Source organism: Streptomyces sp. NPDC044044 (assembly GCF_056434405.1).
The window spans coordinates 727,156-752,774 of the sequence record NZ_JBWKFG010000004.1 but is presented as its reverse complement, the minus strand read 5'-3'; the positions used below and the strand labels follow the sequence as shown (position 1 = coordinate 752,774).

Annotated in this window: 24 protein-coding genes and 1 tRNA gene; 15 read left to right on the top strand and 10 right to left on the bottom strand. The window is 71.2% G+C overall.

Going from position 1 to position 25,619, the window contains the following annotated elements:
- Window positions 1-27 precede the first annotated feature (27 nt).
- From AC07AG_RS19050 to AC07AG_RS19025, 6 genes are all read left to right on the top strand, one after another.
- On the top strand, window positions 28-336 hold the full coding sequence (locus tag AC07AG_RS19050; protein WP_249589642.1) for a DUF3039 domain-containing protein: 309 nt from the start codon (window positions 28-30) through the stop codon (window positions 334-336).
- Window positions 337-466: 130 nt separating this feature from the next.
- Window positions 467-2,092: a beta-N-acetylhexosaminidase gene (locus AC07AG_RS19045; RefSeq protein WP_478756199.1), complete on the top strand. Its 1,626-nt coding sequence runs from the start codon at window positions 467-469 to the stop codon at window positions 2,090-2,092.
- A gap of 297 nt (window positions 2,093-2,389) precedes the next feature.
- On the top strand, window positions 2,390-3,292 hold the full coding sequence (locus AC07AG_RS19040) for an FAD binding domain-containing protein (protein WP_478756198.1): 903 nt from the start codon (window positions 2,390-2,392) through the stop codon (window positions 3,290-3,292).
- Entirely contained in the window at window positions 3,289-4,884 is a 1,596-nt protein-coding gene (locus tag AC07AG_RS19035) for a (2Fe-2S)-binding protein (protein ID WP_478756197.1), read from the top strand. Before AC07AG_RS19040 ends, AC07AG_RS19035 begins: the two co-directional genes overlap by 4 nt.
- Window positions 4,881-7,193 carry a xanthine dehydrogenase family protein molybdopterin-binding subunit gene (locus AC07AG_RS19030; protein ID WP_478756196.1) on the top strand — a complete coding sequence of 771 codons (2,313 nt, stop codon included), beginning with the start codon at window positions 4,881-4,883 and terminating at the stop codon, window positions 7,191-7,193. Before AC07AG_RS19035 ends, AC07AG_RS19030 begins: the two co-directional genes overlap by 4 nt.
- A 2-nt stretch (window positions 7,194-7,195) precedes the next feature.
- Window positions 7,196-7,729: an AAA family ATPase gene (locus tag AC07AG_RS19025; RefSeq protein WP_478756323.1), complete on the top strand. Its 534-nt coding sequence runs from the start codon at window positions 7,196-7,198 to the stop codon at window positions 7,727-7,729.
- Window positions 7,730-7,794: 65 nt separating this feature from the next.
- Here the strand turns inward: AC07AG_RS19025 and AC07AG_RS19020 are convergent, their stop codons facing one another.
- Both AC07AG_RS19020 and AC07AG_RS19015 read right to left on the bottom strand, forming a co-directional pair.
- Window positions 7,795-7,968: a hypothetical protein gene (locus AC07AG_RS19020; RefSeq protein ID WP_478756195.1), complete on the bottom strand. Its 174-nt coding sequence runs from the start codon at window positions 7,966-7,968 to the stop codon at window positions 7,795-7,797.
- A 77-nt stretch (window positions 7,969-8,045) separates the two neighbouring features.
- A tRNA-Cys gene (locus AC07AG_RS19015) sits at window positions 8,046-8,117 on the bottom strand.
- Window positions 8,118-8,302: 185 nt separating this feature from the next.
- Here AC07AG_RS19015 and AC07AG_RS19010 point away from each other — a divergent pair.
- From AC07AG_RS19010 to AC07AG_RS18995, 4 genes are all read left to right on the top strand, one after another.
- Window positions 8,303-9,772 (top strand): MFS transporter, encoded by a 1,470-nt coding sequence (locus tag AC07AG_RS19010; protein WP_478756194.1) that lies wholly within the window; start codon window positions 8,303-8,305, stop codon window positions 9,770-9,772.
- A gap of 111 nt (window positions 9,773-9,883) precedes the next feature.
- The gene (locus tag AC07AG_RS19005) at window positions 9,884-11,680 is read left to right on the top strand and encodes a DEAD/DEAH box helicase (protein WP_478756193.1); all 1,797 of its coding nucleotides are present in this window, start codon (window positions 9,884-9,886) and stop codon (window positions 11,678-11,680) included.
- Window positions 11,681-12,027: 347 nt separating this feature from the next.
- Window positions 12,028-12,669, top strand: coding sequence for an IclR family transcriptional regulator (locus AC07AG_RS19000; protein ID WP_190080202.1), 642 nt, complete (start codon window positions 12,028-12,030; stop codon window positions 12,667-12,669).
- A gap of 37 nt (window positions 12,670-12,706) precedes the next feature.
- On the top strand, window positions 12,707-13,513 hold the full coding sequence (locus AC07AG_RS18995) for a S16 family serine protease (protein ID WP_478756192.1): 807 nt from the start codon (window positions 12,707-12,709) through the stop codon (window positions 13,511-13,513).
- A 145-nt stretch (window positions 13,514-13,658) separates the two neighbouring features.
- Here AC07AG_RS18995 and AC07AG_RS18990 read toward each other — a convergent pair whose 3' ends face one another.
- The 6 genes from AC07AG_RS18990 to AC07AG_RS18965 all read right to left on the bottom strand — a co-directional run bounded on the left by AC07AG_RS18990 (window position 13,659) and on the right by AC07AG_RS18965 (window position 18,771).
- Window positions 13,659-14,258: an ArsR/SmtB family transcription factor gene (locus AC07AG_RS18990; RefSeq protein ID WP_478756191.1), complete on the bottom strand. Its 600-nt coding sequence runs from the start codon at window positions 14,256-14,258 to the stop codon at window positions 13,659-13,661.
- A gap of 101 nt (window positions 14,259-14,359) precedes the next feature.
- The gene (locus tag AC07AG_RS18985; RefSeq protein ID WP_478756190.1) at window positions 14,360-15,331 is read right to left on the bottom strand and encodes a glycine betaine ABC transporter substrate-binding protein; all 972 of its coding nucleotides are present in this window, start codon (window positions 15,329-15,331) and stop codon (window positions 14,360-14,362) included.
- Window positions 15,328-16,236, bottom strand: a complete 909-nt coding sequence (locus AC07AG_RS18980) for an ABC transporter permease (RefSeq protein WP_478756322.1) — start codon at window positions 16,234-16,236, stop codon at window positions 15,328-15,330. The genes AC07AG_RS18985 and AC07AG_RS18980 overlap by 4 nt, the downstream gene beginning before the upstream one ends.
- 5 nt (window positions 16,237-16,241) lie before the next feature.
- Window positions 16,242-17,531 carry a betaine/proline/choline family ABC transporter ATP-binding protein gene (locus tag AC07AG_RS18975; RefSeq protein WP_478756189.1) on the bottom strand — a complete coding sequence of 430 codons (1,290 nt, stop codon included), beginning with the start codon at window positions 17,529-17,531 and terminating at the stop codon, window positions 16,242-16,244.
- Window positions 17,524-18,171: an ABC transporter permease gene (locus AC07AG_RS18970; protein ID WP_478756188.1), complete on the bottom strand. Its 648-nt coding sequence runs from the start codon at window positions 18,169-18,171 to the stop codon at window positions 17,524-17,526. The genes AC07AG_RS18975 and AC07AG_RS18970 overlap by 8 nt, the downstream gene beginning before the upstream one ends.
- 129 nt (window positions 18,172-18,300) lie before the next feature.
- Entirely contained in the window at window positions 18,301-18,771 is a 471-nt protein-coding gene (locus AC07AG_RS18965; protein WP_160505290.1) for an Lrp/AsnC family transcriptional regulator, read from the bottom strand.
- A 133-nt stretch (window positions 18,772-18,904) separates the two neighbouring features.
- Here AC07AG_RS18965 and hppD point away from each other — a divergent pair, with 133 nt between their 5' ends.
- The 4 genes from hppD to nthA all read left to right on the top strand — a co-directional run bounded on the left by hppD (window position 18,905) and on the right by nthA (window position 21,357).
- Window positions 18,905-20,074 (top strand): 4-hydroxyphenylpyruvate dioxygenase, encoded by a 1,170-nt coding sequence (gene hppD, locus AC07AG_RS18960; protein ID WP_478756187.1) that lies wholly within the window; start codon window positions 18,905-18,907, stop codon window positions 20,072-20,074.
- An 83-nt stretch (window positions 20,075-20,157) separates the two neighbouring features.
- Window positions 20,158-20,499, top strand: coding sequence for a hypothetical protein (locus AC07AG_RS18955; RefSeq protein WP_478756186.1), 342 nt, complete (start codon window positions 20,158-20,160; stop codon window positions 20,497-20,499).
- Complete coding sequence (locus AC07AG_RS18950; protein WP_283779111.1) at window positions 20,492-20,770, top strand: SH3-like domain-containing protein; 279 nt, start codon at window positions 20,492-20,494, stop codon at window positions 20,768-20,770. Before AC07AG_RS18955 ends, AC07AG_RS18950 begins: the two co-directional genes overlap by 8 nt.
- Window positions 20,770-21,357: a nitrile hydratase subunit alpha gene (gene nthA / locus AC07AG_RS18945; protein WP_478756185.1), complete on the top strand. Its 588-nt coding sequence runs from the start codon at window positions 20,770-20,772 to the stop codon at window positions 21,355-21,357. The genes AC07AG_RS18950 and nthA overlap by 1 nt, the downstream gene beginning before the upstream one ends.
- A gap of 614 nt (window positions 21,358-21,971) precedes the next feature.
- Here the strand turns inward: nthA and AC07AG_RS18940 are convergent.
- Entirely contained in the window at window positions 21,972-23,522 is a 1,551-nt protein-coding gene (locus tag AC07AG_RS18940; RefSeq protein WP_478756184.1) for a tetratricopeptide repeat protein, read from the bottom strand.
- Between the two features lie 98 nt (window positions 23,523-23,620).
- Here AC07AG_RS18940 and AC07AG_RS18935 point away from each other — a divergent pair, with 98 nt between their 5' ends.
- Entirely contained in the window at window positions 23,621-24,991 is a 1,371-nt protein-coding gene (locus AC07AG_RS18935; RefSeq protein WP_478756183.1) for an FAD-binding oxidoreductase, read from the top strand.
- A 46-nt stretch (window positions 24,992-25,037) separates the two neighbouring features.
- On the opposite strand, the gene AC07AG_RS18930 is transcribed toward AC07AG_RS18935, so the two are convergent.
- On the bottom strand, window positions 25,038-25,517 hold the full coding sequence (locus tag AC07AG_RS18930; protein ID WP_249589665.1) for an SsgA family sporulation/cell division regulator: 480 nt from the start codon (window positions 25,515-25,517) through the stop codon (window positions 25,038-25,040).
- Window positions 25,518-25,619: the final 102 nt, after the last annotated feature.

The following is a 25,619-nucleotide window of genomic DNA, read 5'->3' as shown; positions in this document are numbered from 1 at the left end:
CGTCGGGCGTAGGTACCCTTGGATGCCATGAGCACTCTTGAGCCCGAGCCCGAGCGCGGGGCAGGTACGGGGACCCTCGTAGAGCCGACGCCACAGGTGTCGCACGGTGACGGCGACCACGAGCGCTATGCGCACTATGTCCAGAAGGACAAGATCATGGCGAGCGCGCTCGACGGTACGCCCGTCGTCGCGCTCTGCGGCAAGGTGTGGGTGCCGGGTCGCGACCCGAAGAAGTACCCCGTCTGTCCCATGTGCAAGGAGATCTACGAGTCCATGAGCGCCGGTGGCGACAAGGACAAGGGCGGCAAGGACGGCAAGGGCGGCGGCAAGAAGTAGCCTTCCGCGTCGGCCTCTCGCGCCGACCTGCCACGCCTTCCGGCGCGGTCGACGACCCTCTTCGCGAAGGGGCGTTGCGTGTACCGCAACGCCCCTTTTGCGTTGTGCAATCGCGTGGCAGATTCGCCGCATGACCTTTGAGCAGCTCATCCCCGCGCCCGCCCGCGCCGAAGGACCGCACACCGAAGGCTTTCTCCTCGACCCGTCGACCGTGCTGCGCGCGGCCCCCGGCACCGAGTCCACCGAACGCTGGCTGCGCTCCACCCTCGGCGCGGCGCTCGGCCTGCCCCTGGCGCCCGGCGGGGGCACCGACGCCGGCGCCGTCTCGCTGGAGATCGACGACTCCCTCGCGCCCGAGGCGTACCGCCTCACCGTGGGGGAGCGCGGCGTCGGCATCGTCGGCGGCGCCGCCCCCGGCGTCTTCTGGGGTGCGCAGACCCTGCGCCAGCTCATCGGGCCCGAGGCCTTCCGCCGCGCCCCCCTGCGGCCGGGTGTCCCGATCGCCGTCCCGGGGTGCCTGATCGAGGACAGCCCCCGCTTCCGGTGGCGCGGCATGATGCTCGACGTGGCCCGGCACTTCATGCCCAAGGACGGCGTCCTGCGCTATCTCGACCTCCTCGCCGCCCACAAGCTGAACGTCTTCCACTTCCACCTCAGCGACGACCAGGGCTGGCGCATCGAGATCAAGCGCCACCCGAAGCTGACGGAGGCCGGTTCGTGGCGGCCGCGCTCGAAGTGGGGCCACCGCGCGTCCGAGCTGTGGAACGACACCCCGCACGGCGGCTTCTACACGCAGGACGACATCCGCGAGATCGTCGCGTACGCCCATGAGCGGCACATCGCCGTCGTACCCGAGATCGACATCCCCGGGCACTCGCAGGCCGCCATCCACGCCTATCCGGAGCTCGGGAACACCGATGTCGTCGACACCTCGTCGCTGGGCGTCTGGGACACCTGGGGCGTCAACCCCAATGTCCTCGCCCCGACCGAGAACACCCTGCGCTTCTACGAGGGGGTGTTCGAGGAGGTGCTCGAGCTCTTTCCCTCCACCTTCATCCACGTCGGGGGAGACGAATGTCCCAAGGACCAGTGGAAGGCGTCGCCCACCGCGCAGGCCCGCATCAAGGAGCTGGGGGTCGGTGACGAGGACGGGCTGCAGAGCTGGTTCATCCGGCACTTCGACACCTGGCTGACCGCGCGCGGGCGCCGGCTCATCGGCTGGGACGAGATCCTGGAGGGCGGTCTCGCCGAGGGGGCCACCGTGTCCTCCTGGCGCGGGTACGGGGGTGGCATCGCGGCGGCCAAGGCAGGTCACGACGTCGTCATGTGTCCCGAGCAGCAGGTGTACTTGGACCACCGCCAGGACGGCGGCCCCGACGAGCCCGCGCCCATCGGCTTCGTCCGCACCCTTGAGGACGTCTACCGCTTCGAGCCGGTGCCCCCGCAGCTGACCGAGGACGAGGCGCGGCACGTGCTCGGCACCCAGGCCAACGTCTGGACCGAGGTGATGGAGTACCACGCACGTGTGGACTACCAGGTGTTCCCGCGCCTCGCGGCCTTCGCCGAGGTCGCCTGGAGCACGCTCCCGGCACCCGCCGAGCGCGACTTCGCGGACTTCGAGCGGCGAATGACCCCGCACTACGCGCGACTTGACGCACTCGGCGTCGACTACCGCCCGCCCGGCGGCCCGTTGCCGTGGCAGAAGCGGCCGGGTGTGCTCGGACGCCCGATCGACGGGGCGCCCCCGAACGTGTGAGGCGCACCCGGTCGTCCGTGTGTCGGGCTGCCCGTGCCGGGAGCGTGGGCAGCCGGACGAAAGTCGTACAAGGGTCACCGAAGAGTGGCAATTCCCGCTGACCGCCGAGGGCGTGTGAAAACGGCACATCCCCCAGCTCTGGGGACGAATGGCTCCTAGCGGACCCCCGCGCCGGGGGCCGGGGAAGATGTGCCAGAGTTGCCACGTCCGGGCTGTGAGCACGTACCGTACGGCGGAACAGGCGTAACGGTGAGAACGGCGAGAAAGCCGCCGGGCATCGGGAAGGGGCAGCCGGTTTTGACCACGCACGCACCGCAGGCGGCGCAGACCGCGCAGACGGCGAAGCTGCCTGGGACGTTGGACGAGGCCGTGGAGGCACTCGCCGCGATGCCCGCCGCCGTGCCCGTAGCCGGCGGCACCGACCTCATGACCTCGGTCAACGCGGGCCTCCTGCGCCCCGCCGCGCTCGTCGGCCTCGGCCGCATCAGCGAGATCCGCGGCTGGCAGTACCAGGACGGTCACGCGCTGCTCGGCGCCGGTCTCACCCACGCGCGCGTCGGGCGGCCCGACTTCGCCGCCCTGATCCCCGCGCTCGCCGCGGCCGCGCGCGCCGCGGGACCCCCGCAGATCCGCAACGCGGGCACACTCGGCGGCAACATCGCCACGGCGGGGCCGACCGGTGACACCCTGCCCGTCCTTGCCGCGCTCGAAGCCGTCCTCATCATCGCGGGCCCCGGCGGCGCACGCCGCGAGGTCCCCGTCTCGCACCTGCTCGCGGGGATGGACATGCTCCGCCCCGGCGAGCTCATCGGCTTCGTACGGCTGCCGCTCCTGCACGCCCCGCAGGTCTTCCTGAAGGCGACAGGGCGCACGGGCCCCGGCCGCGCACTCGCCTCCGTCGCGCTCGTCCTCGACCCGGCGCGGCGCGGTGTGCGCTGCGCGGTCGGTGCCGTCGCGCCGATGCCGCTGCGGCCCCTGGAGGCCGAGCAGTGGGTCGCCTCGCTGATCGACTGGGACGGCGGGCGGACGATCGTGCCCGAGGCGCTCACCGCCTTCGGCGAGTACGTCGCCGCCGCGTGCATCCCCGACCAGCCTCCGGCGCAGGACGGCTCCCCGCAGCCGCTGTCGCCCGCCGTACTGCACCTGCGGCGCACCGTCGCCGCGCTGGCCCGACGAGCACTGGGGAGGGCGCTGTCGTGAGCGACGACCAGAACAACAACAACGGCGGCTGGCAGCCGCATCCGCAGGGCGAGTACGACTCGGATGCCACGGCCTTCGTGCAGCTGCCGGAAGGCGCACTCGACTCCTTCGACCACTCGCCGCTCGCCGCGCCCGGCCACGGTTACGTGCCGCCGCAGATAACGGTCACCCCGACGACGGCCGACGCCACGGACCCGGCGGCCACGGGCGTCTGGGCGATGCCGCCCGAGGTGACCGGCATGGGCACCGGCGTCCAGAACGTGCAGTGGCCCGCCGCGGGCGGCGTGCCCGATCCGTCGGTCCACGAGACCCCGGAGGCCCAGGGAGGCCACGGGGGCCAGGAGCACGCGTACGACCCCCGGGCCACCGGGCAGTGGAGCTTCCACGAGGCGGAGGGCCACGCGCCCGCCGCCCCGGCCCCCGCCGATGTCACGGGGGAGTGGTCGATCCCCGTCGCCAATGGTGATCTTCCGGATGAATCGGGCGAGTTCACCACGTCCTCGCTCGCCGCGCAGTGGGGCGGTACGCCGCCCGCGACGCTGCCGGGCGGCGCCGCGGCGCCCTGGGCGACCGGTGGTGCGGGCGCGGGTGCGCCGTGGGCGGAGCCGGCGCAGCAGCCGCACGCCGACCCGTACGCCCCCTTCGAGCCGCAGCCACAGCCGCACGTCGAGCCGCAGCACCACGAGCCCGTCACGCCCCCGGAGGCGTTCGTCCCCGAGCCGCCGGTCGCTCCGGAGATGCATGTGGTGCCCGAGGAGCCCATGGCCCCGGAGGCGCCCGAGGTCCCTGCTGAGCCGGAGCCGGAAGCCGAGGTCGAGGTCGAGGCCGACGCCGTCACCGCGGACCCCGAAGCCGAGGTCGAAGCGGACGCAGAAGCCGACGCCGACGCCGACGCCGAAGCCGACGCCGACGGCGAGACCGACCCCGAGGAGGAGGCGGCCACCGCCACCGCCCTCCCCGACGAACACCCCCTCTGCTCCTACGTCCTGCGCGTCAACGGCGCCGACCGCCCCGTCACCGATGCCTGGATCGGCGAGTCCCTCCTCTACGTCCTGCGCGAGCGCCTCGGCCTCGCGGGCGCCAAGGACGGCTGCTCGCAGGGCGAGTGCGGTGCCTGCAACGTCCAGGTCGACGGCCGTCTCGTCGCCTCCTGCCTGGTGCCCGCGGCCACCGCCGCCGGAAGCGAGGTGCGCACCGTCGAGGGCCTCGCCGTCGACGGCAGACCCTCCGACGTGCAGCGGGCGCTCGCCGCCTGCGGTGCCGTCCAGTGCGGCTTCTGCGTACCGGGCATGGCGATGACCCTGCACGACCTGCTCGAAGGCAACCCCGCCCCGTCCGACCTGGAGACCCGCCGCGCCCTGTGCGGCAACCTCTGCCGCTGCTCCGGCTACCGCGGCGTGCTCGACGCCGTGCAGGAAGTGGTCGCCGAGCGCGAGGCGTCCGCGGCCGCAGCCGAGCCGTCGGCCCAGGGCGACCAGCCGGGCGAGCCGCGCATTCCGCACCAGGCGGGGCCCGGCGCCGGAGGAGTCAACCCGACGGCGCAGGACGGAACGTACGAAGGACCGTACGGCCAGGACGGAGGCCAGGCGTGAGCAACGAAGCCGCGGGGAGCACGAACACCGCGACCGCAGTGGAGTCGCAGCCGGGCCCGGAGCCGCTGCCGCACGGCATCGGCACGTCGCTGCCGTCCGCCGAGGCCCGCGCGAAGACGGAGGGCACGTTCCCCTACGCGTCCGACCTGTGGGCGGAGGGGCTGCTCTGGGCGGCCGTCCTGCGCTCGCCGCACGCGCACGCGCGCATCCTCTCGATCGACACGTCCCAGGCGCGCGAGATGCCGGGCGTGCGGTCCGTCGTCACGCACGAGGACGTGCCGGGCGAGGCACTGCACGGCCGCAAGACCGCGGACCGCCCGGTCTTCGCCTCCGACGTCGTACGCCACCACGGCGAGCCCATCGCCGCCGTGGCCGCCGACCATCCCGACACGGCGCGGATGGCCGCCGCGGCCATCTTCGTCGAGTACGAGGTCATGGAGCCGGTCACCGACCCGGAGAAGGCCTTCGCGGCCGAACCCCTGCATCCCGACGGCAACTTGATCCGGCACATCCCGCTGCGGCACGGCGACCCGGAGGCGGCGGGCGAACTCGTCGTCGAGGGTCTGTACCGCATCGGGCGCCAGGACCCGGCGCCGATCGGTGCGGAGGCGGGGCTCGCGGTACCGCGTCCCGATGGGGGCGTGGAGCTGTACATCGCCTCCACCGACCCGCACACCGACCGCGACATGGCCGCGTCCTGCTACGGCATCGACCCGGAGATCGTGAAGGTCGTCGTGACCGGCGTCCCCGGCGCGACCGCCGACCGCGAGGACGCCAGCTTCCACCTGCCGCTCGGCCTGCTCGCCCTGACCACCGGCTGCCCGGTGAAGCTGACGGCGACCCGCGAGGAGTCCTTCCTCGGCCACGCCCACCGCCACCCGACGCTCCTTCGCTACCGCCATCACGCGGACGCCGAGGGCAAGTTGGTGAAGGTGGAGGCGCAGGTCCTGCTCGACGCGGGCGCGTACGCGGACACCTCGTCGGACGCGCTGGCCGCGGCCGTCTCCTTCGCCTGCGGTCCCTACGTCGTCCCGAACGCCTTCATCGAGGGCTGGGCGGTCCGCACGAACAACCCGCCGTCCGGGCATGTCCGGGGCGAGGGTGCCATGCAGGTGTGCGCGGCGTACGAAGCCCAAATGGACAAGATCGCGAAGAAGTTGGGCATCGACCCGGCGGAGCTGCGGCTGCGCAACGCGATGGCCACGGGTGACATCCTGCCCACGGGGCAGACGGTGACCTGCCCGGCCCCGGTGGCCGAACTCCTCGCCGCTGTACGGGACTTCCCGCTGCCCGAGCTGCCCAAGGACACGCCCGAGGACGAGTGGCTGCTGCCCGGCGGACCCGAGGGCGCGGGCGAGCCCGCAGCGGTGCGCCGGGGCGTCGGCTACGGCCTCGGCATGGTCCAACTCCTGGGCGCCGAGGGCACGGACGAGGTCTCCACGGCCACGGTGAAGGTGCACGACGGCGTCGCGACGGTGATCTGCGCGGCGGTCGAGACGGGCCAGGGCTTCACCACGCTCGCCCGCCAGATCGTCCAGGAGACCCTCGGCATCGACGACGTCCGCGTGGCCCCGGTCGACACGGACCAGCCGCCCGCAGGGCCCAGCTGCCACGGCCGCCACACGTGGGTGTCGGGCGGTGCGGTGGAGCGTGCGGCGAAGATGGTCCGCACGCAGCTTCTCCAGCCGCTGGCCCACAAGTTCGGCATGTCGACCGAGCTGCTCCAGATCACCGACGGCAAGATCACCTCGTACGACGGGGTGCTGAGCACGACCGTCACCGAGGCGATGGACGGCAAGGAGCTCTGGGCGACGGCCCAGTGCCGCCCGCACCCGACCGAGCCCCTCGACGAGGCGGGCCAGGGCGATGCCTTCGTGGGCATGGCGTTCTGCGCGATCCGCGCGGTCGTGGACGTGGACATCGAGATCGGTTCGGTACGGGTCGTGGAGCTCGCGGTCGCCCAGGACGTGGGCCGCATCCTGAACCCGACCCAGCTGAAGGTGCGTATCGAGGCGGGCGTCACGCAGGGCGTCGGCGCCGCGCTGACGGAGAACCTCCGCACGCCGCGCGGCCTGGTCCGCCACCCGGACCTGACCGGTTACGCCCTGCCGACCGCCCTGGACACCCCCGACATCCGCATCGTGAAGCTGGTGGAGGAGCGGGACGTGGTGGCGCCCTTCGGCGCGAAGGCGGCGAGCGCGGTGCCGGTCGTGACGACTCCGGCGGCGGTGGCGTCAGCGGTGCGTGCGGCCACCGGGCGGCCGGTGAACAGGCTGCCGATCCGCCCGCAGGCGGCGGTGGCGACGTGACGGTGCCGGAGGTCAGCGGGGTCGTCGTCATCACCGGCATCATGGCCGCGGGCAAGTCCACGGTGGCGCAGGCCCTGGCCGAGCGCCTTCCGCGGGCGGCGCATGTGCGGGGTGATGTCTTCCGCCGCATGATCGTGTCGGGCGGCCAGGAGTACGAGCCCGGGGCCTCGGACGAGGCGGCGGCCCAACTCCGGCTGCGGTACGGCCTTTCGGCGTCCACGGCCGACGCGTACGCCGCCGCGGGCTTCGTCGCGGTGGTCCAGGATGTCATCCTGGGCGAGGAGTTGAAGACGTACGTGGGTCTGCTGCGTACGCGCCCGGTGCACGTGGTCGTCCTGGCCCCGCGCCCGGAGGCCGTGGCCGCGCGTGAGGCCGGGCGGGGCAAGACCGGCTACGGCGCGTGGACCGTGGAGGACCTGGACACGGGCCTGCGGTCCACGACCCCGAGGATCGGGCTCTGGCTCGACAGCTCCGATCTGACGGTCGAGGAGACGGTGGACGCGATTCTCGCGGGGCTCGACGAGGCGCGGGTCTAGGCCTCCACGACCTGGCGGCCCACCGGAACGGAGCGTCCCGGCGAGCCGCTCGGCCGTACTGCCTTCTACCTTCCGAAGTACGCGTCGTAGATCGACAGCGTGGACTTGTTGTCGTCCTTGTCCGTGATCTTGGCGCGGAACGAGACGCCCTTGCCCGCGGCCGGGGTCTCGACCGAGATCTTCCCGTCCGTGACCGTGGCCCTCTTCCAGCTCTGCCCGTGGTCATAGGACACGTACACGGCAAGGGACTTGAGGTTCCCCGCACCCGCGGCCGCATCAAGGGGCGGCCCCGGACGGGACCACCCCTTGATCGCTGAGGCCGTGGCGGGAATCGAACCCGCGTTACTGGCTTTGCAGGCCAGCCCCTAAGCCACTCGGGCACACGGCCGAGCTGAACTCGACCCCTTGAACCTAGGCGCCCGGAACCGGCCCCTCAAGAGATCGGGCCCGGCCGCAACAGGACTGCCACGCCCCGTTCATGAACCGGCGTGGGTGGTCGTACGACCAAGGGACCAGGGCTCTCCGGTCTCCGGACAGGGGTCATAGCCCACCACGCCCCTTACGCTGGCCGTCATGAGCGCCCTGGAACCCCGCGACACCGGCGTCGCAGCCGCCCCGATACTCCCGCCGTCCGAGCTCAAGGGCGGAGTGCTGCGCCCGCCCTATCGCGCGCTCAGCCTCGGCATCGTCTCCGTGGTCCTGCTCATCGCCTTCGAGGCGACCGCCGTCGGGACCGCGATGCCGGTGGCCGCCCGTGAGCTCGACGGCGTCTCCCTCTACGCCTTCGCCTTCTCCGCGTACTTCACGACCAGCCTCTTCGGCATGGTGCTCGCCGGGCAGTGGGCCGACCGGCGCGGGCCGCTCGGGCCGCTGGCCACCGGGATCGCCGCCTTCGCGGCGGGGCTGCTGCTCTCCGGGACCGCGGGGGCCATGTGGATGTTCATCCTCGGCCGCGCGGTGCAGGGGCTCGGCGGCGGTCTCGTCATCGTCGCGCTGTACGTGGTCGTCAGCCGGGCCTACCCGGAGCACCTGCGTCCGTCCATCCTCGCGGCGTTCGCGGCCAGCTGGGTCGTGCCGTCCGTGGTGGGGCCGCTGGTCTCCGGGACGGTCACCGAGCACCTCGGCTGGCGATGGGTCTTCGTCGGGATCCCCGTCCTGGTCCTCGCGCCGCTCGCCCTCGCGCTGCCCGCGATCCGGCGCACCGCCTCCGGGCCCGTCGACCCCTCGGCGCCCGTCGAGGCCTTCGACCGCCGCCGCATCCGCCTCGCGCTCGGGATCTCGCTGGGGGCCGGACTTCTCCAGTACGCGGGGCAGGACCTGCGCTGGCTCTCGCTGCTGCCCGCCGTGCTCGGCGCGGTCGTGCTGGTGCCCGCCGTGCTCGGCCTGCTGCCGCGCGGCACCTACCGGGCCGTGCGGGGCCTGCCCTCCGTCGTCCTGCTCCGGGGCATCGCCGCGGGATCCTTCATCGCCGCCGAGTCCTTCGTGCCGCTGATGCTGGTCGCCGAGCGCGGACTCACCCCGACCATGGCGGGGCTCTCGCTCGCCGTGGGCGGTGCGACCTGGGCGCTCGGTTCCTACGTACAGTCGCGGCCCCGCATGGAGCCCCACCGCAGCAAGCTGATGCTGGTCGGCATGGTGCTCGTCGCCGCCGCCATCGCCGCGGCGCCCAGCGTCCTGATCCACGCCGTGCCGGTGTGGACCGTCGCCGTCGCCTGGGCCTTCGGCTGCTTCGGCATGGGCATGGTCATCGCGTCCACGAGCGTGCTGCTCCTGCGCCTGTCGCCCCCGAAGGACGCGGGCTCGAACTCCGCCGCCCTGCAGATCTCCGACGGCCTCTCCAACGCCCTGCTCCTGGCCGTCGGCGGCGCCGCCTTCGCCGCGCTCGGCGGCGGCATGGTGGGCGCGACGCACGGCGCGGGCGAGGCGAGCGGTTCGCATCCGGGGGCCTTCGTCGCCGTGTTCCTGCCGATGGCGGCGGTCGCCCTGGTGGGGGCGTGGGTGGGGACGCGCCTGAAGGAACGCACGGACCGGGACGCCGTGTGACACCCGTCGCACCCGCCCCTGACCCCGCATTGTCATCAGCCCCGCGTCAACACATCACCGGTAGGGTGGCCCGGTTGTCGTACGTACCCGAGCTGCCAAAAACCGGAGACCGTGACTACCACCGCCGCCAACTCCGCCTCCCACCACCTCTCTCCCGCCTTCCCCGGCCGCGCCCCCTGGGGCACCGCCAACAAGCTGCGTGCCTGGCAGCAGGGCGCGATGGAGCGGTACCTCCAGGAGCAGCCACGTGACTTCCTCGCCGTCGCGACACCCGGCGCCGGCAAGACGACGTTCGCGCTGACGCTCGCCTCCTGGCTGCTGCACCACCATGTCGTGCAGCAGGTGACGGTGGTCGCGCCGACCGAGCACCTGAAGAAGCAGTGGGCGGAGGCCGCGGCCCGCATAGGGATCAAGCTGGACCCGGAGTACAGCGCGGGGCCGCTCAGCAAGGAGTACCAGGGCGTCGCCATCACGTACGCCGGTGTCGGTGTGCGGCCCATGCTGCACCGCAACCGCGTCGAGCAGCGCAAGACCCTCGTGATCCTCGACGAGATCCACCACGCCGGTGACTCGAAGTCGTGGGGCGAGGCCTGCCTCGAAGCCTTCGAGCCCGCGACCCGGCGGCTCGCGCTCACCGGTACGCCCTTCCGGTCCGACACGAACCCGATCCCCTTCGTCGCGTACGAAGAGGGGAACGACGGCATCCGGCGGTCGGCCGCCGACTACACGTACGGCTACGGGAGCGCGCTCGGCGACGGCGTCGTCCGTCCCGTCATCTTCCTCTCCTACTCCGGCAACATGCGGTGGCGGACCAAGGCCGGTGACGAGATCGCGGCCAGGCTCGGCGAGCCGATGACCAAGGACGCCATCTCGCAGGCCTGGCGCACCGCGCTCGACGCGCGCGGCGAGTGGATGCCGAACGTCCTCAAGGCCGCCGACCAGCGCCTCACCGAGGTCAGGAAGGCCATCCCGGACGCCGGTGGCCTCGTCATCGCCTCCGACCAGGACTCCGCCCGCTCGTACGCCAAGCTGATCCGCGAGCTCACCGGGGAGAAGGCCACGGTCGTCCTCTCCGACGACACCGGTGCCTCGAAGCGGATCGACGACTTCACCGTGAGCAACGACCGGTGGATGGTCGCGGTCCGCATGGTGTCCGAGGGCGTCGACGTGCCGCGCCTCGCGGTGGGCGTGTACGCGACCACCATTTCCACCCCCCTCTTCTTCGCGCAGGCCGTCGGGCGTTTCGTACGGTCCCGGCGGCGCGGCGAGACCGCGTCCGTGTTCCTGCCCACCGTCCCCGACCTCCTCGGCCACGCGAACGAGATGGAGGTCGAGCGCGACCACGTGCTCGACAAGCCGAAGAAGGAGGGGGAGGAGGACCCCTACGCCGAGTCCGAGGCGGAGATGGACGAGGCGAACAAGGAGGAGGACGAGGACACCGGCGAGCAGGAGCAGTTCTCCTTCGAGGCGCTGGAGTCCGACGCCGTCTTCGACCGGGTGCTCTTCGACGGCGCCGAGTTCGGCATGCAGGCCCACCCGGGGAGCGAGGAGGAGCAGGACTATCTCGGCATCCCCGGTCTCCTCGAACCCGACCAGGTGCAGATGCTGCTCCAGAAGCGGCAGGCCCGGCAGATCGCGCACAGCAAGAAGCGGCCCGACGAGGAGGCGGACCTTCTCGAACTGCCCGCCGAGCGGCGGCCCGTGGTCTCCCACAAGGAGATGCTCGAACTGCGCAAGCAGCTCAACACGATGGTCGGCGCGTACTCCCATCAGAGCGGGAAGCCGCACGGCGTGATCCACACCGAGCTGCGGCGCACGTGTGGCGGTCCGCCCAGCGCGGAGGCCACCGCCGGGCAGCTGCGGCAGCGGATCGCGAAGGTCGGGGAGTGGGCCACCCGCATGAAGTAGGGCGCGCCACCTCCCGCAGCTCCGGCGGGCTCTCCGGCACCGGGGAGGAGGGGTGCGTTCCAAGTACGGATGCCGTGTGCGGGAGTCGTGCACACCCCTGCCCACGTGCCCCGCGTATGGGGCATTGCGCCCCTAACAACCGGCCTCGTGCCCGGATTCTGGACGGAGTCTTCCGCTGAGCGGGACGGCCTCGCTACTGTCCCCGCAACGTACACGCCCCGTGGCAGCGCCGCCGCGGAGCGCAGCCGGAGTTCCGACCGGCGGCCTCTGACGCGCGTCGCCCACGGGACCGGCGACGCAACCGCCGCGTCAAGGGGCCGTCGACCCTCACCTAAGGAGTGGGCGTCGTGACCGCGGAGACTTCCCAGACGCTCGACCGAGGACTGCGTGTCCTCAAGCTGTTGGCCGACACCGACCACGGGCTCACCGTCACCGAGCTCTCGAACAAGCTCGGTGTGAACCGCACCGTGGTGTACCGCCTGCTCGCCACGCTGGAGCAGCACGCCCTGGTCCGCCGTGACCTGGGCGGCCGGGCCAGGGTCGGCCTCGGGGTGCTCCGCCTCGGCCGCCAGGTGCATCCGCTGGTGCGCGAGGCCGCGCTGCCCGCTCTTCGCTCCCTCGCCGAGGACATAGGCGCGACGGCGCATCTGACGCTGGTCGACGGCACCGAGGCACTCGCCGTCGCCGTCGTCGAGCCGACCTGGACGGATTACCACGTGGCCTACCGCACCGGCTTCCGGCACCCCCTGGACCGGGGCGCCGCGGGCCGCGCGATCCTCGCAGCCCGGCAGGGACTCGCCACCGACCCCGGCTACGCGCTGACGCACGGCGAGCTGGAGGCCGGCGCGAGCGGGGCCGCGGCGCCGCTGGTCGGCGTGACCGGGATAGAGGGGAGCGTGGGTGTCGTCATGCTGTCGGACTCCGTGCCGGAGCGGGTGGGGCCACGGGTGGTGGACGCGGCCCGTGAGGTCGCGGATGCGCTGAGGTAAGGCCTGAGCTCTTATCCGGTCACGTTAGATTGATCCCGTGTTCTCCCTCTCTCGCCTCACGCGCCCCAAGGCCCTCGCCGTCTGTGCCGCCCCCGTGGTCGCCCTGCTCGCCGTCACGGCCCTTGCGCCGCTGCCGTTCGCCGTGGCCCAGCCGGGGTCGACGGCGAACGTACTCGGCGAGAGCGAGGGCAAGCGGGTCATCACGATCACCGGTGCGCCCACCCGCGAGACGAGCGGGCAGCTGCGGATGACGACGATCGTGGCCACGGGGCCCGACATGGACGTGAGCCTGAGCGACGTGGTGGACGGCTGGTTCCGCACGGACCGTTCCGTGATGCCCAAGGACTCGGTGTACCCCACCGGCGACAACGTGAAGGAAGTCGAGAAGCACAACCTCGGCGACATGAAGAAGTCGCAGGACACGGCCACGCGGTCCGCCCTTGCCTACCTCGAGGCCAACGGCGTGGACGGCACGGACAAGGTGAAGGTCAAGGTCGACCTCGGCAAGATCGGAGGCCCCAGCGCGGGCCTCTTCCTCTCGCTCGGCATCGTCGACCTCCTCGACGGCAACGGCAGCGGAGGGGACCTGACGGGCGGCCGGAACATCGCGGGCACCGGCACGATCACCGCCGACGGCAAGGTCGGCCCGGTCGGTGGTGTCTCGATGAAGACGCAGGCCGCGAAGCGCGACGGCGCGAGCGTCTTCCTGGTCCCGGAGGCCGAGTGCTCGGACGCTCAGGCAGAGCTGCCCAAGGGCCTGCGGCTGATCCCGGTCACGACACTGAAGGGCACGATCGACTCGCTGCGGGCACTGGAAAAGGGCGGGAAGGTTCCGAGCTGCTGACCAGGAGCAGCCCCAACTCCACCAGGGTCCAGCCGAGTTGAGTACGCAGGCGGGGGTGCGGCGGGCGGTTCGGTGCCTCGTGCAGCTCGGTGGCGCGGGTGTGGTGCAGGAGCAGATGTATGTCGGAGTGCATGGCTGAGGCCTCTCACTCGGTGTAGTGCGTCGGGAAGACGTGGGTGTGCAGGCGCACCCTGGCGGAGCCCGGAGTGTCCTGGCCGACCGCCAACGGGCGGTAGCTCTCGATGAGTTCATTGATCTTGGCGCCCAGTTCGGCGGTGATCTCGGGCGTCAGGCGCAGGGTGTAGTCGCTGAGGTCCGAGCTGTCCGACCACTTCTTCGGCCAGTCGTGCTGCGTGCCGATCCAGGTGGAGACCTCCGCGGCGTGGAACGTCGCGACCTCGTGGAGGTAGACGCTGACCGCGCCGCGCACCGTCGGGTCCGGGTCGTTCATGAGCGTCTCGTCGAGACGCGTCCCCTGGTGCGCCGACTGCCACCACCGCTCGCGGCCCTTGCCCCGCTCGGGGGCGTCCTCGACGAAGCCGTGCGCCGCCAGCTGGCGCAGGTGATAGCTGGTCGCGCCGCTGGACTCCCCCAGGCGGTCCGCCAGTTGGGAGGCCGTCGCGGGGCCGTCCCGCCGCAGCGCGATGAGCAACTGCATGCGCAGCGGATGCGCGATGCCCCGCAGCGAGCGGGGGGTGAGGGTGTGGATCTTCCGGGCCTCGGGCTCTGGCGTGCCGTCCGTCATACCGTCAGCGTAGACATGCAAAGACTCCGTTGCAACGGTTTCTCTGCAACGGAGTCTTTGCAACTTTCGGGTGGTCCGGAAGACGGTCCGGACGGAGCGGGCTACCCCTCCTTCACGAACCCCTCCTGCACCATCCACTCCAGCGCCACCTCATGCGGATCCTGACCCTGCACGTCCACCTTGGAGTTGAGCTCCTGGGCCACCGTGTTGTTCAGCTTCTTCGTGATCGGTTCCAGGACCTCCGCCATCTCCGGGAACTCCTTCAACGCCTTGCTGTTGATCTCCGGCGCGGCGTTGTAGTTGGGGAAGAAGTGCTTGTCGTCCTCCATCACCGACAGGTCCATCGCCTTGATGCGGCCGTCGGTGGTGAAGACCTCGCCGAACGTGCACGACCCCTTGGAGACCTGGGTGTAGATGATCCCGGTGTCCATCTTGGTGATGTTGGAGTTGGGGATCTTCATCCCGTACTCCTTCTGCATGCCCGGCAGCCCGTCCTCGCGCGAGGAGAACTCGCTCTCCACGCACAGCGTGACCGCCTTCGGGTCCTTCTTCGAAAGGGCCGCCACGTCCGAGAGGGTCTTCGGCTTGTACTTGGCCTCGTTCTTCTGGTTGATCGCGAGCGCGTAGGTGTTGTTGAGCTCGGCGGGCGGCAGCCACGTGACGCCGTTCTTCTTGTCCGCGTCCTTCACCGCCTGCCACTGCTTCTGCGGGTCGTCGATGGGATCGGAGTTGCCGAGATACGTGATCCAGGCGGTGCCCGTGTACTCGTACATGGCGTCCGCGTCGCCGCCCTTGACGGCCTCGCGTGCGCCGATCGAGCCCTGGATGCCCGTCCGGTCCAGGACGTCCGCGCCGGCCGCCTGGAAGGCGATGCCCATGATCGCGCCGAGGATCAGCTGCTCGGTGAACTCCTTGGACGTGACCGTGAGGTCGGCGCCCTTCAGGGGGAGACCCTTGCCGATCGTGCCCGGCTTGACGTCGTCCACCATCGGGCTGCCGCTGGTGAGCCCGCAGCTCACCAGCAGGGCCCCGCCCACGACACCGACGGCCGCCGTACGCAACGTGACCCTCATGACCCGACCTCCAACCCGCGCGGACGAAGGACCAGTTCGGCAAGTGATGCCAGCCAGTCCACAAGCAGCGCGAGCGCGATCGTCAGGATCGAGCCGAGCATGAGCACCGGCATGCGCTGATTGGTGATCCCGGTGGTGATCAGGTCGCCGAGCCCGCCGCCACCGCCGAAGGTGGCGAGCGTCGCCGTGCCGACGTTCAGGACGAGCGCGGTGCGCACGCCCGCGAGGATCAGCGGCACGGCCAGCGGGAGTTCGACCTTGCCGAGGACTCCCCACGTCGACATGCCGATGCCTCTCGCGGCCTCCAGGAGGGTCGGGTCGTTGGCGTTCAGGCCCGCGATCGTGTTCGAGAGGACCGGCAGGACGGCGTAGATGATGATGCCGATCAGGGCCGCCTTCTCGCCGATGCCGATCCAGATCACCAGGAGGGCGAGGAGGCCGATCGCCGGTGTCGCCTGGCCGATGTTGGCCAGGGCCATCGCCGCCGGCGCGCCCTTGCGGAGCTTCTTGCGGGTCAGCAGGATGCCCAGCGGGATCGCGATGATCAGCACGAAGAAGGTGGAGATCGCCGTCAGCTGGATGTGCTGGCGGAGCCTGAGCCACACATTGCCGTCCGCCAGGGCGTTCTTCGAGATCGCGTCCAGGTCGGCCTGCTCGAACCACCACCAGGTCAGCAGCAGGATGAGCGCGAGGAACGCGGGCAGGACGGTCAGCTTCGGCCAGCCGATCCGGCGCGCACGGCCCGTGGCCGCCGTGGCCGCCGCCGAGGGCGGGGACTCCGGCTCGGCCTCGCCCGTGTCACGGAAGTGATGGCCCTTGACCTCGTGCTCGCCGTCCGGCCTGGGGTCGGGTCCGTCGTCGGGCGACGGCTTGTGGTCGGGGATCCGGGGGTTGCTCCCGGGGATGCCGCTCACGCCTTCGCCGCCCCTCCGTCGCCCTCCTGCTCGTGGTGGGTCACCAGGGCGCGCTGTTCCTGCAGTTCGTGCTGATGCTCCACGGCGTCGAGCCGGTCGGCCTCCAGCATCTCGTGCACGGAGTTCATCAGCGTCTGCATGTCCACGACGCCGGTGAACTCGCCGCGCCGCCCGGTGACCGCGACCCGCCCCGCGTTGTCCGTGAGGACCGCTTCGAGCGCGTCGCGCAGGGTGGCGTCCCGGGTGACCGTGTCGTGGACGAGGGTGCCCGCGCGGGCCAGCGAACCTTGGGCGCGCATCAGATCGCCGCGCCGCAGCCACTTGTAGGGGCGGCGGCGTTTGTCGAGGAGCAGGAGTTCGTTCGTGCCGCTGGAGCGCAGCTTGTCGAAGATGTCCTGCAGCGGGTCGTCGACGGTCACCGTCGCGAAGTCGGCGATCTCCACGTCGCGTACGCGGGTGAGGTTGAGCCGCTTCAGGGCCGCGCCCGCGCCCACGAAACCGGAGACGAAGTCGTCGGCGGGGTTGGTGAGGATGGCCTCGGGGGTGTCGAACTGCGCGATGTGCGAGCGCTCCCGGAGCACCGCGATGCGGTCGCCCAGCTTGATGGCCTCGTCGAAGTCGTGCGTGACGAAGACGATCGTCTTGTGCAGCTCGTGCTGGAGCCTGATCAGCTCGTCCTGGAGGTGGTCGCGGGTGATCGGGTCGACCGCGCCGAACGGCTCGTCCATCAGCAGGACGGGCGGATCGGCCGCCAACGCCCGTGCCACGCCCACGCGTTGCTGCTGACCGCCGGAGAGCTGGCGCGGATAGCGGCCGTGGAACTCGGCCGGGTCGAGCCCGACGAGGTCGAGCATCTCCTCGACCCGGTTCTTGATCTTCGACTTGCCCCAGCCGATCATCTTCGGCACGAGGGCGATGTTCTGGGCGACCGTCATGTGCGGGAAGAGCCCGGACGACTGGATCGCGTAGCCGATCTTGCGGCGCAGCTTCACCGGGTCCATGTCGGTGACGTCCTCGCCGCCGATGCGGATGCGGCCGCTGGTCGGCTCGATGAGCCGGTTGATCATCTTCAGCGTGGTCGACTTACCACAGCCCGAGGGGCCGACGAGGATGACGATCTCGCCCGCCTTGATCTCCATGTTGACGGCGTCCACCGCCGGGTCGCCGCTGCCCGCGTACCGCTTGGTGAGGTTCTCCAGCTCGATCGTCGCGCCCGTGGTGGCGTTCGGGGCCGCCGCGCCCTGCTCCGTCGCCCCGTCGTTGGAAGTCGCGGTGGTCTCAGACACGGATACCCCTCGAAATGGTCAGGCGGCCGATCAGGACGTACACGGCGTCGAAGAGCAGCGCCAGGATGATGATCCCGAGCGTGCCCGCGAGCACCTGGTTGAGCGCGTTCTTGCTGCCGAGCGAGGCGATGCCGCGGAAGATCTCGTTGCCGAGGCCGGGGCCCGACGCGTACGCGGCGATGGCCGCGATGCCCATCAGCATCTGCGTGGAGACGCGGATGCCGGTCAGGATCGGCGGCCAGGCGATCGGCAGCTCCACCTTGAGGAGCCGGGCGGCGCGCGACATCCCGATGCCCTTCGCCGCGTCGACCAGCGAGGGATCCACGCCGCGCAGGCCGACGATGGCGTTGCGCACGATGGGGAGCAGGCCGTAGAGGGTCAGCGCGATGACCGTCGGTGCGACGCCGAGGCCGACGACGGGGATCAGCAGACCGATCATGGCGAGCGACGGGATGGTCAGGAGGGTGGAGGTCGCGGTCGTGGCCAGATTGCCCGCCCACTCGCTGCGGTACGTGATGACGCCGATCAGTACTCCGATGACGGTCGCCACGACCATGCACTGGAAGACTGCGCTGGCGTGCTGGTAGGCATCCGTCAGCAACTGCTGGTGGCGGTTGCCGAGGTAGTCCCAGAAGTTCACTGAACTGCTCACCTCGCCCGGGCGCGGTTCAGACGGCGCCGGGAGTCTCCCGGCGCCCGCGTGCTGCGTACGTCGTGGGGCCGTACTGCGCTGTGTCTGTTCGTCTGTTCGCTTTCCTACCTACCCGCATCAGGTGTCTTCTGACGCCTGTTCGACCAGCGGGATGATCCGCAGCGGAACAGGGTTCTCCATGACGATCGCCGTGGAGGCCCGGACGATGCCATCAAAACCCACCACACGGTCGATCACACGTTGGAGATCGGCGTTCGAACGGGCCACGAGACGGCAGAGCATGTCGCCGTGGCCGGTGATGGTGTGCAGTTCGAGCACCTCGGCGACGGTGGCCAAATGTGCTCGTACGTCGGCGCCCTGGCCTTGTTTGATCTCCAGCGTGGCGAAGGCGGTGACGGGGTAGCCGAGGGCCGCCGGGTCGACCTCCGGGCCGAAGCCGCGGATGACTCCGTTCGACTGAAGGCGGTCCATCCGGGCCTGTACGGTTCCGCGCGCGACGCCGAGGCGGCGGGACGCCTCCAGGACGCCGATGCGGGGCTCGCGGGCGAGCAGCACGATGAGCCTGCCGTCCAGATGATCGATCGTCATGGTGTGCTCTTCTCCGCTCCTGGGGTGGTCATCATGTACAGATAGCCCGCCCATCCTGGCCCCCCACTGGGCAGATTGCCCAATGAATACACGAACTATTGCGCATCTTGCGATACGGCGGGAGCCTGCGGACATGGCAGCTACCGCGAACACCCAGCACACGTCGGCTCCCTCTGGCACCCCCCACACCGCGCGCGAGGCCGATCCCTTCCCGGTCAAGGGAATGGACGCCGTCGTCTTCGCCGTGGGCAACGCCAAGCAGGCCGCGCACTACTACTCCACGGCCTTCGGCATGAAACTCGTGGCGTACGCGGGCCCGGAGACCGGAAGCCGCGAGACCGCTTCCTACGTCCTCACGAACGGCGCGGCCCGCTTCGTCCTCACCTCCGTCATCAAGGCCTCGACGGACTGGGGCCACTTCATCGAGGGCCACGTCGCCGAGCACGGCGACGGAGTCGTCGACCTCGCCATCGAGGTGCCGGACGCGCGCGCCGCGTACGCGTACGCCGTCGAGCACGGCGCCCGCGGCCTCACCGAGCCGTACGAGGTCAAGGACGAGAACGGCACGGTCGTCCTCGCCGCCATCGCGACGTACGGCAAGACCCGCCACACCCTTGTCGACCGCAGCGGCTACGACGGCCCCTACCTGCCCGGCTTCCAGGCCGCGTCCCCGATCGTCGAGCCGCCGGCCAAGCGGACCTTCCAGGCGATCGACCACTGCGTCGGCAACGTCGAGCTCGGCAAGATGAACGAGTGGGTCGCCTTCTACAACAAGGTCATGGGCTTCACGAACATGAAGGAGTTCGTGGGCGACGACATCGCGACCGAGTACAGCGCGCTGATGTCGAAGGTGGTCGCGGACGGCACCCTGAAGGTGAAGTTCCCCATCAACGAGCCCGCCATCGCCAAGAAGAAGTCCCAGATCGACGAGTACCTCGAGTTCTACGGCGGCGCGGGCGTCCAGCACATCGCGCTCGCCACGAACGACATCGTGGAGTCCGTACGCACCATGCGCGCGGCCGGGGTCAAGTTCCTCGACACCCCGGACTCGTACTACGACACCCTCGGCGAGTGGGCGGGCGAGACGCGCGTCCCCGTCGACACCCTGCGCGAGCTGAAGATCCTCGTCGACCGCGACGAGGACGGCTACCTCCTGCAGATCTTCACCAAGCCGGTCCAGGACCGCCCGACGGTCTTCTTCGAGATGATCGAGCGGCACGGCTCGATGGGCTTCGGCAAGGGCAACTTCAAGGCGCTGTTCGAGGCGATCGAGCGGGAGCAGGAGAAGCGCGGCAATCTCTAGGGAACGTCTAGGGAGCCGCTGGGGAACCTCTAGCGAACCTCTATGGGGGCGCGGCCTGGAGGGCTGCTGGCTAGAGTGCGGGAATGGCCAGGATCAACGACGTCGGCGGGATGACGGGCTTCGGGCCCATCGACACCACCGACGACACGGAGCCCTTCCACGCGGACTGGGAGGCGCGGGTGTTCGCGCTCAACAGTGCGCTGGTGCGCGAAGGCGTCTACAACCTGGACGAGTTCAGGGACGCGGTCGAGACGATGCCACCGGCGGAGTACCTGGCGGCTTCGTACTACGAGCGGTGGTTCCACGCGATCCGGGTGCTGCTGGTGCGCAAGGGCGTGGTGACGGCGGCGGAGCTGGACGCCCGGTTGAACGGTGATGGCGGCAGCGGCGGTGGCGGTGGCGGTGGCGGTGAGTCGGATGGCTGACCGTTTCGCCGCGGGTGCCCGCGTCCGCACCGTCCACCACGACCCGACCCACCACACCCGCCTGCCGCGGTACGCCCGGGGCAAGCGGGGCGTGGTGATCGAGCCCGAGGGCAGGCACCCGCTGGCGGACGTCAGCGCGCAGGGGCGCGGGGACGCGCCGGTGGAGCAGGTGTACGCCGTGCGGTTCGCCGCGCGGGAGCTGTGGGGCGAGGGGGAGCACGGGGTGGTGCTCGACCTGTGGGAGAGCCACTTGGAACCGGAGGGCGACTGATGTCCGGTACGCACGCGGATGCGCTGATCTCCCGTCAGATGCGCAACCTGGAAACCCTGTTGGAAGAACGGGGGATCGTGGCCGGTGCCACCCTGGACGAGGCCCTCGACGCGTTCCTCGCCGGGTCGTCGCCGCTGAACGGGGCGCGGGTGGTGGCTCGGGCGTGGACGGACCCGGAGTTCAAGGAACGCCTCCTTGCGGACGGTACGTCGGCGGTGGCGGAGCTCGGTTACGCGGCGGGCGGGGTCCAGCCGCAGCGGCTCCGGGTGGTGGAGAACACCGCCCACTCCCACAACGTCATCGTCTGCACCCTCTGCTCCTGCTATCCGGTACGGCTGCTCGGTCCGTCCCCCAGCTGGTACAAGAGCGAGGCGTACCGCTCGCGGGTGGTGCGGGAACCGCGGGCGGTGCTTGCGGAGTTCGGCTTCGCGGTGCCCCTCGACACGGAGATCACGGTCTGGGACTCCAGCGCGGAGACCCGCTACATGGTCCTGCCCCGCCGCCCTCCGGGAACGGAATCGCTCCCGGAACGGGCGCTGACGGACCTGGTCACGCGAAACGCCCTGATCGGCACGGCCCCGCTGTAACTGGCCGTGGGCCTTGGCCGCTTCCCCCTCCGGCCCGCCACGGCTTCGCGAGGGGTGCCCGTACCCATCCGTGAGCGTGTACTCCTGCGACTGGTGGGCCGACACCCCTGTCCCGCCGCTTCGCGCCGGATACTCCCCACCCACCCACCCGATTACCCCGCGGCGCGGACTGGTGCGGCGGCCCCCTGCCCTGCCGCTTCGCGCCGGATACTCCCCACCCACCCACCCGTTTACCCCGCGGCGCGGACTGGTGCGGCGGCCCCCTGCCCTGCCGCTTCGCGGCGGATACTCCCCGCCCGCCCACCCGTTTACCCCGCGGCGCGGACTGGTGCGGCGGCCCTCTGCCCTGCCGCTTCGCGGTGGGTGTTCCCCGCCCGCCCATCCGATGGCCTGCGGGGTAATGGGTGGGTGGGCGGGAGACATCCGGCGCGGAGCGCCGGGGCAGGGTGTGAGCGGCCCGCAGGCGAAGGGGGCAAGCTGGGCGCTGGTTGCCGACAGGCAGGGGCGGGAGGTCCGTGCCGGTTGGCGTCAGCCGGAGCGAGGCCGGAGCGAGGCCGGAGCGGGGGTCGGAGCAGGGCCGCAGGCGTAGTTCCGCCGCCGACCGTAGGTCAAGATCAGCCCTGCTGGGTCGGCTTCGTCGGCCTGGGGCGGGGCGAGGCCGGGGGTGCTGCCTGGGGTGGCGGGGCCGGGGCGTACATCTGGGCCGGGCCGCCCTCCGGGGGGTCGCCCAGGGACTCCAGCGCCTCCCGCGCGGCAGGAGCCAGCAGCGGAGAGAAGGAGGGGTTGAGGCGCAGCGCCTCGCCGATGTGCCGCCGCGCCGCCCCGTAACGGCCCAGCTCCCGCTCGATCTCCCCCCGGTGGTAGGAGAGCACCGCGCTCCGCGGCCCCTTGTCCGTCGCCCGCGTCGCGTACTTCAGCCCCTCCTCGCTCTCACCGGCCCGATGCAACGCCCAGCCCAGCGCATCCGCCACCTCCGGACTGCCGTGCCGCTTGAACTCCTTGCGCAGGCGCTCCACCGCCGCGTCCGCGTCCCCGTGGTCCGCCTCGAACAGGCCGAGGATCCGCTCGTCGTTGACGCCGTTGACCCCCTCCTGCTTCACCCGGGCCCGCAGCACGTCGTACTGCGCCCGGGCGGCAGGGGCCAGCTTCAGCGACTCGTACAACTCGCCCAGCGCCAGGGCGTACTCCGGAGCAGGCTGCCTCACCAGCGCGTTCTGATAGGAACGCAGCGCCTCCGACGTACGGCCGAGAGCCGCGAGCGCACGGCCCTTCCCGGCGAGGGAAGGGTGGTGGTCGGGGTCCGAGCGCAGCGCCGCCTCGTAGTAGCGCAGGGCCTCCGCCGGCTCGCCCCGCTCCCATGCCAGCTCGCCCACCCGGTACAGGCACACCGCCTTCTCCGCGGAACCCTCCGCCAGCGCCGCCGCGTCCATCAGCTTCGAGGCCGCGTCCTCGCGCCAGCCGCGGTCGCGGTAGACCTGTCCGGAACGGGCCATCACGGCGGGTGCGCCCGAGTTCAGCTCCTGGAGCGTCTCCAGGGCCCTCCCCACTCCCTTGGCGTCGCCCAGACCGCTGTACGCGTCGATCAGGGCGGGATACGTCGACCACCGCTTCGGAGACAGCCTCACGGCGCTCTCGGCCCACTTCTTCGCGCCGCGGAAATCGTGCCGCGCGTTCGCGAGCACCGCCATGCCCGTCAGGGCGTCCGCGTTCCCCTCAGGCCGTGTCTTCAGGGACGTACGGAGAGCCTCCTCGGCCTTGGGGTAGTACGCGGAGTCCGCGGTCCGCAGGCCACGCTCGACGTAGGCGGCCCCGAGCACCGCCCACGACTGGTCGTCCCCGGGATGCTTGCGCACGTGCGCCTCCCGCTCCCCGATCAGGACGGTGAGGTCCGGCAGCGCCGCGGGAGCCCCGGCCCCCGCCGCCGCCATCGCCCGCCCGGCGGGACCGAGGGCGGGCGGCGCCGCCTTGCCGCCCGAGCCGGGCCGCAGCACCAGGACCCCGCCGAGCACCACGCACCCGGCGACCGAGGCGATCAGCACCCGGCGCACGACGGGGGAGCGGCGCGAGCCCCGCGGCGACTCGCTCCACACGGCGGGCGCGGTCGGCGGACGCTGGTCCTTCTGGTCCTTCTGGGTCACGGACTCGGACCCGGTCTCGATCTCCATGCCGCTCACTGTGCGTCAATATGAAGAGCACATCCCGGTACGCGGACCGGCGTCGCACACGGGTTCACACCGATGGCCCCGGGTGCGAGGCTGTGATCATGAGCCGCACACTCATCGAACTCCTCCACGAGGGCCTGCCCGCCGAGGCCGTCCTCACGGACCCCGACATCACGGCCTCGTACGCGAACGACATGGCGAGCTTCTGCGACGCGGGCACCCCGGCCGTCGTCGTCCTGCCGCGCTCCGTCGAACAGGTCCAGCACGTCATGCGCACGGCGACCGAGCTACGGCTCCCGGTGGTCCCGCAGGGCGCCCGCACGGGCCTCTCGGGCGGCGCGAACGCCAGCGAGGGCTGCATCGTGCTGTCCCTGGTCAAGATGGACCGCATCCTGGAGATCAACCCCGTCGACCGGATCGCGGTCGTCGAACCCGGCGTCGTCAACGCCACGCTCTCCCGCGCCGTGAACGAACACGGTCTCTACTACCCGCCGGACCCGTCGAGTTGGGAGACCTGCACCATCGGCGGCAACATCGGCACCGCATCGGGCGGCCTGTGCTGCGTGAAGTACGGGGTGACGGCGGAGTACGTCCTGGGACTCGACGTCGTCCTCGCCGACGGGCGTCTCATGAGCACCGGACGGCGCACGGCCAAGGGCGTCGCGGGCTACGACCTCACGCGCCTCTTCGTCGGCTCCGAGGGCAGCCTCGGCATCGTGGTCCGCGCGACCCTCGCCCTGAAGCCGCAGCCGCCCCAACAGCTGGTCCTGGCCGCCGAGTTCGGCTCGGCCAAGGACGCCTGCGACGCCGTATGCAAGATCATGGAAGGGGGGCACGTCCCCTCGCTCCTGGAGCTGATGGACCGTACGACCATCAGGGCCGTGAACGCGCTGGCCCACATGGGCCTCCCCGAGACCACCGAAGCGCTGCTCCTCGCCGCCTTCGACACCTCGGACCCCGCCGCGGACCTCGCGGCCGTCGGCGCGCTCTGCGAGGCCGCCGGTGCCACCCAGGTGGTCCCCGCCGAGGACGCCGCGGAGTCCGAACTGCTGCTCCAGGCCCGGCGGTTGTCGCTCACCGCGCTCGAAGCCGTCAAGGGCACGACGATGATCGACGACGTGTGCGTGCCGCGCTCGAAGCTCGCCGACATGCTCGAAGGCGTCGACCGCATCGCCGACAAGTACAGCCTCACGATCGGGGTCTGCGCGCACGCGGGCGACGGCAACACCCACCCCACCGTCTGCTTCGACGCGGCAGATCTCGACGAGGGCCGCCGTGCCCGCGAGTCCTTCGACGAGATCATGGCCCTCGGCCTCGAACTCGGCGGCACGATCACCGGCGAACACGGTGTGGGCGTCCTCAAGAAGGAGTGGCTGGCGCGCGAGATCGGCCCGGTGGGCGTGGAGATGCAGCGCGCCATCAAGGCGGCCTTCGACCCGCTCTCCCTCCTCAATCCCGGCAAGCTGTTCTGACACCGGCTCACGTGCGGCTCCGCTCTCGCCCCCGTGGCGGCGGAGCTCACTCACCGTCCTTGGACTCGTCCGAGGGCCAGGGGTCGCGCAGCCAGAGCTCGTCGACGCGGCCCGTGGTCGGCGTGAGCAGCTCGGCGAGGCCGTCGTCGATGCCGAGCCGCTCAGCCTCAGAGCCCGGAGGGACCACCCGCAGCGTGCGCTCGAGCCAGGCGGAAACGGCGGGCGCGGGCGCCTCCAGCAGGGCGTCACCGTCGGGTGAACTCAGCGCCATCAGGACGACGCTGCGGCCCTCGACCTTGGTCGGCCAGACGCGGACGTCGCCGTGGCCGCAGGGCCTGAACACCCCCTCGACCAGAAGTTCGCGGGCGAACGTCCAGTTCACGGGGTGCTCGGTGCCGATGTGGAAGGCGATGTGGACGGCGTAGGGGTCGTCGGTGCGGTAGGTGAGCCGGGCCGGGACGGGGATGGCGCGTTCCGGCGAGAGGACGAGTTTGAGCTCAAGCTCGCGTTCCACCACGGTGTGCATGTCGGTGCGTTCCTTCCTTGTTCGGAGCCCTGGAGCGGGCCCGTGCAAGGAGAGAGCACGGTGGGCGCGGAGCATTACGCGGGTTCCGGAAACTTTTTCCGC

Bases quoted from the DNA above. Each gene is read 5' to 3' on its own strand.
- AC07AG_RS19050 (WP_249589642.1), top strand. From the start codon at position 28: ATGAGCACTCTTGAGCCCGAGCCCGAGCGCGGGGCAGGTACGGGGACC.
- AC07AG_RS19045 (WP_478756199.1), top strand. From the start codon at position 467: ATGACCTTTGAGCAGCTCATCCCCGCGCCCGCCCGCGCCGAAGGACCG.
- AC07AG_RS19010 (WP_478756194.1), top strand. From the start codon at position 8,303: ATGAGCGCCCTGGAACCCCGCGACACCGGCGTCGCAGCCGCCCCGATA.
- AC07AG_RS18990 (WP_478756191.1), bottom strand. From the start codon at position 14,258: ATGACGGACGGCACGCCAGAGCCCGAGGCCCGGAAGATCCACACCCTC.
- AC07AG_RS18985 (WP_478756190.1), bottom strand. From the start codon at position 15,331: ATGAGGGTCACGTTGCGTACGGCGGCCGTCGGTGTCGTGGGCGGGGCC.
- AC07AG_RS18965 (WP_160505290.1), bottom strand. From the start codon at position 18,771: ATGACGATCGATCATCTGGACGGCAGGCTCATCGTGCTGCTCGCCCGC.
- hppD (WP_478756187.1), top strand. From the start codon at position 18,905: ATGGCAGCTACCGCGAACACCCAGCACACGTCGGCTCCCTCTGGCACC.
- AC07AG_RS18955 (WP_478756186.1), top strand. From the start codon at position 20,158: ATGGCCAGGATCAACGACGTCGGCGGGATGACGGGCTTCGGGCCCATC.
- AC07AG_RS18950 (WP_283779111.1), top strand. From the start codon at position 20,492: ATGGCTGACCGTTTCGCCGCGGGTGCCCGCGTCCGCACCGTCCACCAC.
- nthA (WP_478756185.1), top strand. From the start codon at position 20,770: ATGTCCGGTACGCACGCGGATGCGCTGATCTCCCGTCAGATGCGCAAC.
- AC07AG_RS18940 (WP_478756184.1), bottom strand. From the start codon at position 23,522: ATGGAGATCGAGACCGGGTCCGAGTCCGTGACCCAGAAGGACCAGAAG.
- AC07AG_RS18935 (WP_478756183.1), top strand. From the start codon at position 23,621: ATGAGCCGCACACTCATCGAACTCCTCCACGAGGGCCTGCCCGCCGAG.
- AC07AG_RS18930 (WP_249589665.1), bottom strand. From the start codon at position 25,517: ATGCACACCGTGGTGGAACGCGAGCTTGAGCTCAAACTCGTCCTCTCG.